The 8,792-nt window shown below is 51.3% G+C and carries 8 protein-coding genes and 1 other annotated feature; of the genes, 7 read left to right on the top strand and 1 reads right to left on the bottom strand.

Annotation, left to right across the window (positions count from 1 at the left end; genetic code table 11):
• The 5 genes from KB559_RS01970 to leuS form a co-directional block, all read left to right on the top strand.
• Positions 1–2,210, top strand: a 2,210-nt coding sequence (locus KB559_RS01970; protein WP_211019901.1) for an S-layer homology domain-containing protein, incomplete at its 5' end; no start/stop codon positions are given.
• A gap of 317 nt (positions 2,211–2,527) precedes the next feature.
• A complete protein-coding gene (locus KB559_RS01965; protein ID WP_211019900.1) occupies positions 2,528–2,734 on the top strand; it encodes a hypothetical protein in 207 nt (68 codons plus the stop codon).
• A 36-nt stretch (positions 2,735–2,770) separates the two neighbouring features.
• A complete protein-coding gene (locus tag KB559_RS01960; protein ID WP_211019899.1) occupies positions 2,771–3,511 on the top strand; it encodes a hypothetical protein in 741 nt (246 codons plus the stop codon).
• Between the two features lie 12 nt (positions 3,512–3,523).
• The gene (locus KB559_RS01955) at positions 3,524–3,787 is read left to right on the top strand and encodes a helix-turn-helix domain-containing protein (protein ID WP_211019898.1); all 264 of its coding nucleotides are present in this window, start codon (positions 3,524–3,526) and stop codon (positions 3,785–3,787) included.
• Positions 3,788–3,869: 82 nt separating this feature from the next.
• Positions 3,870–4,086 (top strand) — a binding site (T-box leader).
• A 79-nt stretch (positions 4,087–4,165) separates the two neighbouring features.
• Positions 4,166–6,607, top strand: coding sequence for a leucine--tRNA ligase (leuS, locus tag KB559_RS01950; RefSeq protein WP_211019897.1), 2,442 nt, complete (start codon positions 4,166–4,168; stop codon positions 6,605–6,607).
• Here leuS and comER read toward each other — a convergent pair.
• Complete coding sequence (gene comER / locus KB559_RS01945) at positions 6,604–7,461, bottom strand: late competence protein ComER (RefSeq protein ID WP_211019896.1); 858 nt, start codon at positions 7,459–7,461, stop codon at positions 6,604–6,606. The two genes, leuS and comER, sit on opposite strands and share 4 nt — an antisense overlap.
• A 119-nt stretch (positions 7,462–7,580) precedes the next feature.
• Between comER and KB559_RS01940 the strand changes: the two genes are divergently transcribed.
• Positions 7,581–8,177, top strand: a complete 597-nt coding sequence (locus KB559_RS01940; protein WP_247681496.1) for a ComEA family DNA-binding protein — start codon at positions 7,581–7,583, stop codon at positions 8,175–8,177.
• A gap of 18 nt (positions 8,178–8,195) precedes the next feature.
• Entirely contained in the window at positions 8,196–8,714 is a 519-nt protein-coding gene (locus tag KB559_RS01935; protein WP_211019894.1) for a deoxycytidylate deaminase, read from the top strand.
• Positions 8,715–8,792 lie beyond the last annotated feature (78 nt).

Here is an 8,792-nt window from a genome sequence, read left to right as displayed (position 1 = left end):
ATGGCGATTATACGCTCATCGTAACGGATGCGGCGGGAAATACAACAACGGTAACATTTTCACTCGATAAAACACCTCCAACCGTAACGGGGGTAACAGACGGAAGCAATTACAATACGGATCAAACAATCACGTTTACAGAGGGGAATGCTCTGTTAAACGACCAGCCGTATACTTCGGGCACTACGATAAGTGCAGAAGGCAGCTACACGCTTGTCGTGAGTGATGCCGCCGGCAATGCGACGACTGTTAGCTTTACCATCGACAAAACGAAGCCAGTGGTTTCGGGCGTAGAAGACGGGAAGCTGTATAACACGGATAAAACGGTGACGTTTGACGAGGGAAAAGCGACGTTGAACGATGCCTCGTTCGTATCAGGGGATACCGTGAGTCATGATGGAGATTATACACTCATTGTTACCGATAAGGCGGGCAACGTAACAACGATTCACTTCGCCATCGATCAGACGGCCCCGGTCGTGACCGGGATTACAAATGGAAAAAGTTATAATACGGATCAAACCATAACGTATATCGAGGGTACGGCTACCTTAAACGATGAGCCTTATAGCTCAGGGACGACTGTCAGCGAGGAAGGCAGCTACACGCTTGTTGTAACAGATGCAGCAGGGAATGAGACGAAGGTATCCTTTACAATCGATAAAACAAAGCCTGTGATTTCCGGTATATCGGACCAAGGCGAATACAAAACAGCTGTTACTGTGACGTTTAATGAAGGAATTGCGACGTTGAACGATAATCCTTTCACTTCGGGTTCTACGATTTCGAACGGAGGTAAATACACGCTTGTAGTAACCGATGAAGCGGGGAACCAAACCTCTGTTGGTTTTAGAATTACAATAGCAACCACCAACCCGGGCGGCGGCACAGGCAGTAACGGAAACATTGGCGGTAATGGGAGCATAGGAAATACCAGTAATTCTGGCAGCGTTAAGGATCAATCAAGCAGTAAAATAGTGGTGATCGTAAACGGTCAAGTTCAGGAACAAATTGCCGAAGCCCATGTGGAGATGAGAAGTGGTAAAAACGTAACCGTAGTTTCGATTAATGAGAAGAAGTTTGAAGACAAACTTCAAAAGGAGCCGTTGGGGGCGACAGTCGTGATTCCGATTCATAACACGGATAATGGAGTCACCGAATTAAACGGCCGCATAATAAAAGCGATGGAGATCAAAGCGGTTACACTGCAAATTCAACTCAATCAAGCGACCTACACGATTCCGGCCAAAGAGATTAATATCGACAAGATTTCAGAAGCCTTGGGTACGGGTGTTGCCCTTGAAGACATCGAACTTCGTGTTACAGTTACGCTGGCTTCTGATGCTGACGTTCAGCTTCTTGCGAGCGGATTGGGTGAAGCGACACGAATAGCCCCGGCTGTGCATTTTTCTATTACGGCTGCTTATAATGGTAAAGAGATTGAAGTCGATCAGTTTAATAGTTTTGTAGAAAGATTGATTACGATCCCGGATAGCGTTGATCCGAAGAAAATCACGACAGGCGTTGTACTTACGAAAGACGGTAAAGTAGCACACATTCCGACAAAAGTGGAGACGAGAGCCGGAAAGTCGGTCGCTATCATCAACAGCTTGACGAACAGTGTTTATTCCGTAATTTATAACGAAAAAACTTTTGCCGACATTACCCATCACTGGGCAAAAGCAAGCATTGAGGACATGTCTGCGCGGATGATTTTTGAGGGTGTTAATGATAAGCAGTTTATGCCTGATCAAGGTATCACACGTGCAGAATTTACAGCTATTCTTGTCCGAGCTTTAGGATTGCATCTTATCGACAAATCTGTTTCATTCCGTGATGTAAATAAAAGCAACTGGTTTTATGAGTCTGTATCTGTCGGTTCGAGTTATGATTTAGTTGAAGGATTTGAAAATGGCGAGTTTCTCCCTAATCAAAAAATTACTAGAGAAGAGGCTACGGTGCTCTTATTCCGTGCAATGAATCTGGCTCGTATGGATACAAACATTACGGAGAGCGAGAGTGCCGGGATATTGGGGGCTTTTAAAGATGGCAGCCAATTTCATGAATGGTCCAAGACTGCTGCAGCCCTCAATGCGAAATTCCACATATTAACCGGCTTTAACGGCATGGCCCTTCCGAAACAGCAGATTACCCGAGCTGAGACGGCTGTCATGATCCAACGTTTGCTCCAGCAAGCCGGTTTAATTTAGGGCGAAGCAGCATTGAAAGCTTGTTATGAATGTTAAAGATTTTCAATAATCGCAAGGATGTAATGCAAAGGTTGCCCTGGCTTCGGGGCAGCCTTTTTAAATGACATGGGAAATACAGCTAGTTGTATGGCGACTGCTCGCATCCATTGACATTTTGGAGGAAATCACGTATATAGTAAGTAATAAGTAATAAGTGATAAGTAGTAAGTAAAAGTTACAAAAAGCATGATGATATATGGTGTAGGTAACGGGCAAATAAGCTTAACCAGGTATGAAACGTCTATTCTTAAGGATCGGGGAGATGGCGGATAGCGGATTTGAAATTGGCTGAGAGCTTTGCGATGGTTGCGTTGAATGCCCAGCGAAGTCTTGAGTTGACGATGGCGAAAAAAGTGGCGCTCCGTTGTATGGCTGCAGCGGTTATCTTGGAGCTTCATCTGGAAGGCGGGCTGCAAAATCAAGTGGCTCAAATGCGTTTGAAGCAGGATACAACAGGCGGATCGCCGGAAGGAACCTATCGGTGAACGGTATTGGTGCCGCTCGCAGGAGGTAAGCGAGATTTGAATCAGGAGCTACCTTGGTGGCTGCACAAAGTGTCCCGCTTGTCCGCCGGCAAGCTGGTCCGGTTTGAACGAAGCATGGCTGCTTCGCTGGAGAAACGGGGACTGCTGGAGGAGATCCCGCATCTGCTCGGCTGTGATTTGTATTTTCATTCCGCCGGTGTATCTATCAATGAATACCGCAGCCATGTGGAGGAATACGCAAGGATCACGGAGTTTTTGCGTGCGGACGTCCTCGAGGATGGAACCATGACGGATCAGTCGGTCTGTATGCTATGGTTGCTGCGGGAGAGCGGCTGTATGCATGATTTGTTTTCGCGAAATGAACTGGATCAGGTCACTCGTAAAATGGTCAGCCTGATGCAAAGCCGGCCTCTGGCCAAGACTCTGTATCCTCTCCGGATCCGCCGTGGCTTCGAAATCGCCGTTAAGCAGCTCCTGCAATTCAAGAAGCGGGCCGTATCGACACAGGCAGGCAGCGGAGTAAACTTCCTGTTCCCGATTCTCGAGCGCTCGCAGGCGATATTCATTGATACGGAGGCGATGCTCCCCGGTCCTGAAGCAAGGCTGAGGGATGTACTGACACGGCTTGAGTCCAAAGGACACCGGGTCAAAGTATTGAGCAGAGGCCAGGTTCCGAACCTCAAAATTGATAATCTGGTCTACGAAGCGATTCCGCACGCAGTTTACGGAAGAGTGCCCATCCATGGGGTACGCCTGCTTCCGAAACACCTGGCATAAAGGAGCACGCTCATGTCCAGACAACGTTCCATGGAAGCGATTCTGGCTTCCGAATACGTATCGATCGGCGAACTGACGCGGCTGACCGGAGCAAGGTACAGCACGCTGAAATTTTACACGGAAGAAGGCATGCTGCCGTTTGAACAGGCGGAGGAAAACCTGACGCGAAGATATCCCAGAGAGAGTACGGTAGAGCTTATTCTCCGGATCAAGCAGATGAAGGCGGACGGTTTATCGATTCCGCAAATCAAGGACGCGCTAAAAGTGAAGCGTTAATTGATTCGCTGCGGCATTTCTTGACTCCCCATTGACTCAGCCGGTTCATTTTTATATAATGGTTGGTGATTCAATTGGATATTTGTAAACTTTGAAGAGGATTATTAGTTTGAATTTCACCATCCAGAGAGCCGGTGCTTTGGTGCAAGCCGGTTGGAGAGATCAAATGAACTCGCCTCGGAGTTACGATGCAAAACATCGTCGTTGTACCCGCGTTAAGGGTGTAAAGGGAGCGGAGGACAAAGCATGTTCGACGCTAACTAGGGTGGTACCACGGGAAACTTCCTCTCGTCCCTAGCGATGATACGCTATGGATCGGGAGGTTTTTTTATATTCAGGTGAAATAAATGAACAAGATTTCTAGGGAGGACTCAAACCATGGCTGACAAAAACGTGCATCATGACGTTTACCAAGCCCAGAGCATTGAGCCGAAATGGCAAGCATTCTGGGACAACAATCAAACCTTCAAAACCCGGGAGGATGCGGGAAAACCTAAGTTTTACGCGCTCGATATGTTTCCTTACCCTTCGGGTGCAGGCCTTCATGTAGGTCATCCTGAAGGTTATACGGCAACGGATATCGTATCCCGTTTCAAACGGATGCGCGGCTTCAATGTACTCCATCCGATGGGCTGGGACGCTTTCGGTTTGCCGGCGGAGCAGCATGCTCTGGATACAGGCGAGCATCCGCGTGACATTACGGTCAAGAACATTAACAATTTCCGGCGCCAAATCAAATCGCTCGGCTTCTCGTATGACTGGGACCGGGAGATCAGCACGACGGATCCGGATTACTATAAATGGACCCAATGGATTTTTATCCAGCTTTATAAAAAAGGCCTCGCTTATGTTGCGGAAGTACCGGTGAACTGGTGCCCTGCGCTCGGTACGGTGCTGGCGAACGAAGAAGTTATCGACGGCAAGAGCGAACGCGGCGGCCATCCGGTAATTCGCAAGCCGATGCGCCAATGGGTGCTGAAAATTACGGAATACGCAGAGCGCTTGCTGGAAGATCTGGAGGAGCTCGACTGGTCCGAAAGCATCAAGGATATGCAGCGCAACTGGATTGGCAAGTCCGAAGGGGCGGAGGTTGTATTCGCCATTGACGGCCATGAAGAATCGCTGACCGTATTTACGACCCGTCCGGATACGCTGTTCGGCGCCAGCTATGCGGTGCTCGCTCCCGAGCATGAGCTTGTGGTACAGATTACTACGTCGGCTCAAAGCGAAGCCATTAAGGCTTATCAAGACCAGGCTGCACGCAAGAGTGATTTGGAACGTACGGATCTGGCCAAAGAAAAGACCGGCGTATTCACGGGTGCCTATGCGGTGAATCCGGTAAATGGCGCGAAACTGCCGATCTGGATTGCGGATTATGTGCTGGCCGGTTACGGTACAGGCGCAATTATGGCCGTACCGGGCCATGATGAGCGGGACTATGAGTTCGCGAAGCAATTCGATCTTCCGATCATTGAAGTGGTTGAAGGCGGCGATCTAGCCAAGGAAGCTTATGCCGGAGACGGACCACACGTCAATTCCGACTTCCTTAACGGACTTCGCAACGAAGAAGCGATCAAGAAAATGATCGCCTGGTTGGAGGAGAGCGGCAAGGGGAAAGGCAAAGTGACTTACCGTCTGCGCGACTGGCTGTTTAGCCGCCAGCGTTATTGGGGCGAACCGATTCCTATTCTGCATCTGGAAGACGGCACGATGAAGCCGGTGCCTGAGGATCAGCTTCCTTTGCTTCTGCCCGATGTGGACGCGATCAAGCCGTCCGGTACGGGTGAGTCGCCGCTGGCGAACGTGACCGAATGGGTCAACACGACCGATCCGGAAACCGGACTGCCGGCCCGCCGCGAAACGAACACGATGCCGCAATGGGCGGGAAGCTGCTGGTACTACTTGCGGTATATCGATCCGCATAACGATAAAGAGCTGTGCTCCAAAGAGAAGCAGCAGGAATGGCTGCCGGTCGATCTCTATATCGGCGGTGCCGAGCATGCGGTACTTCACTTGCTTTACGCCCGCTTCTGGCATAAGGTGCTGTACGACCTGGGCGTAGTTTCGACGAAAGAACCGTTCCACAAGCTGGTCAACCAGGGAATGATTCTCGGAACGAATAACGAGAAGATGAGTAAATCCCGCGGCAATGTCATCAATCCGGATGAAATCGTCAACGAATTCGGCGCGGACACCTTGCGGATGTACGAAATGTTCATGGGACCGCTGGAAGCTACGAAGCCTTGGAATGCAAACGGCGTAGAAGGAACGCATCGTTTCTTGTCCCGGATCTGGCGCTTGTTCGTGGCCGAAGACGGCAGTTTGAGCAGTAAGATCGTGGACGGAGACGGAAGCGAGGAGTTCAAGCGGACATGGCACAAAACCATCAAAAAGGTAACTGAGGATTTTGAAGCATTGCGCTTCAATACCGCGATCAGCCAACTGATGATCTTCATTAACGAAGCTTACAAAGCCGACGCCGTTCCAAAAGCGGCTGCCGAGAACTTCGTTCAAATGTTGTCACCTCTAGCACCGCACTTGGCGGAAGAGCTGTGGGAACGGCTTGGCCATCAGGAAACCGTGTCGTATGAGCCTTGGCCTGCTTTTGACGAAGCATGGACGGTGGACGCGGAAGTTGAAATCGTCGTCCAGGTCAACGGCAAAATCGTCGACCGGGCGAAGATTTCCAAGGACCTGGATCAGGCAGCCATGCAAGAGCATAGCTTGAGCCTTCCGAACGTGAAGCAGGCGGTAGAAGGGAAGACGATCCGCAAAGTGATCGCCGTCCCTGGAAAACTGGTGAATATCGTCGTAGGTTAATCAGGTTCCACGGCGTCAGCGTCCGGGACCGGCTGCAGTCCGAAGAGATGGTTCAGCTTGCCAAGGTCCTCGTCGTATTTCCGGTGTGTCGTTTCAATCAGACCGGTAAAGACGTGCTCGAGGCCGTTTTGCAGCACGGCAATGCCTTCGGCGGTTACTCCGCCGGGCACGGCTACGCGGCGCTGCAGCTGTTCCGGCGTGAAGCCTCCTTCGGTCAGCAGCTTACCGGTGCCGTGAAGCATTTCGGCCCCGAGCCGAAGCGCTTCGGCTCGACCGATTCCGGTCTGCCGCGAAGCGGCTTCCGCCCACTGCTGCAGAAAGAAGGCGATAAACGCCGGGCCGCAGCTGGCGATATCCGAAGCGATGCGGGTTTCCGTCTCCCGGATGGAGACCGGGATGCTGATGGAGGACATTAGCTGCTCCAGCAGGAGGCGGTCCTCCGGCAGAATCCGGCTTCCGTAGATGCATAAAGAGGCTCCGGAAAGAGCCGAGTGGGTGATGCTGGGAATGATTTTTGCGATTTTGGACGAAAGACGTTCCTCCAGCATGCTGATTTGCACAGGGCTTGTTATGGACACGACGATTTGCCGCTCATCGAGAACTCCGGAAAGCTCCTCAATGACGGCTGGATAATCAAGCGGTTTAACACAAAGAAATACGATTTGGCTCCCGTTCGCGGCTTCGGCATTGCTGCCTGTAACGCGAAGTCCGGGATGCCTGTTGGCCAGCGCGTCCGCCTTTTGTCGGGAGCGATTGCTGGCGCAGATGTAATTCGGGTGCAACGCACCGGAACGCAGGAAAGCTTCAATCAGCAAGCTTCCCATCGATCCTGTTCCGATGAAAGCAACTTTCATCCCGGTTCCCCCTTCCGTGCGTAACCTTGTTTTTGAACAACCTTTTATATATGTATGCATCTTGAATGGATCTTCATGACCTATCCGAATCAGATTCTTTTAAGATAGGGGTGTTCAGGTTGAAAAGAGAGCATATCATTTTATCGGTCGTCTCTGCAGTGGTCGGAGCGGGGTTAATGCTGCTGGCGCTTGGCGGAGCCAAGCCTTCCGGAATTGAGGGCTGGATTCCGGTAAACGAAAGCGTCACCTCGGCGATGTCCCTAAAGGACGACGGCGCAGCAGCGGCAGGAGGGTACGTTGAACCGGCAAAGCAGGCTGGCGGCGAGGACAAAAACACGGTGCAGCTATCCGGGAATGGCAGCGAAGGCGGGCAAAAGGCGCAGAATAGCACAGATCAAACGGTACAGGGAATATCCCATGTATCCGAAGCTAACGCGCTACCCGGGGACAGCCCGGTGCCGGGAACAACCGGCGACTCTGCCGGAGCCCCGGCGGCAGCGGTTCAGCAGCAGCAGGACCAAAGCGGACTGATTAGCATCAATACCGCCGGAACGATAGAGCTGCAGGAAATTCCCGGGATCGGGGAGAAGAAGGCACAAGCGATCGTTGACTACCGGAACGCGCACGGCCCGTTTAAGTCGGTGAATGAGCTGACGAATGTGAAAGGGATCGGCGATAAAATGCTGGAAAAAATGAAGCCTCATATCGGGCTGTAAGTTAGGAGACATGCAGGGATGAAACCGGATCAACGCAAAGACTGGGATACGTATTTCATGGATATCGCCTATATGGTATCTACCCGTTCGAGGTGCAGCCGCCGGCATGTCGGCGCGGTGCTGGTTCAGGGCAAGAAATTGCTCGGGACGGCTTATAACGGCGCCCCTTCGGGAGTGCCCGATTGTTCCGAAGCCGGCTGTATGATCGCGGAAGAGTATGAGCTTGCCGTTGTAAACGGTCAGGAAACGATGATCAAAAAACAGCGCTGCGTCCGCACCATCCATGCGGAGCAAAACCTGCTGCTGTTTACCGACCGCATCGACCGGGAAGGCTCCAGCGTGTACGTCACGGACGAGCCTTGCTGGACTTGCGCCAATATGCTGGCCAACAGCGGGATTACGGAGATCGTGTTCCATCGGCCCTATCCTAAGGATACGGGAAAAGTGACGGCGATGATGGATCAGAAGGGCATTGTATTCCGGCGTCTGGAATCCTATGATCCGCCGCAAGAAACGGTCATGGAAATCGAGAACTGAAGACAGTTTGGCGGTACAACTTTTCAGGATGAAGGAAGAACCTCATCTGCTATGGGCAGATGGGGTTCTTTTTGTTTT

It is taken from the genome of Paenibacillus sp. Marseille-P2973 (assembly GCF_018101095.1).
GTDB lineage: Bacteria > Bacillota > Bacilli > Paenibacillales > Paenibacillaceae > Fontibacillus > Fontibacillus vini.
This window is presented reverse-complemented; position numbering and strand designations above follow the sequence as displayed.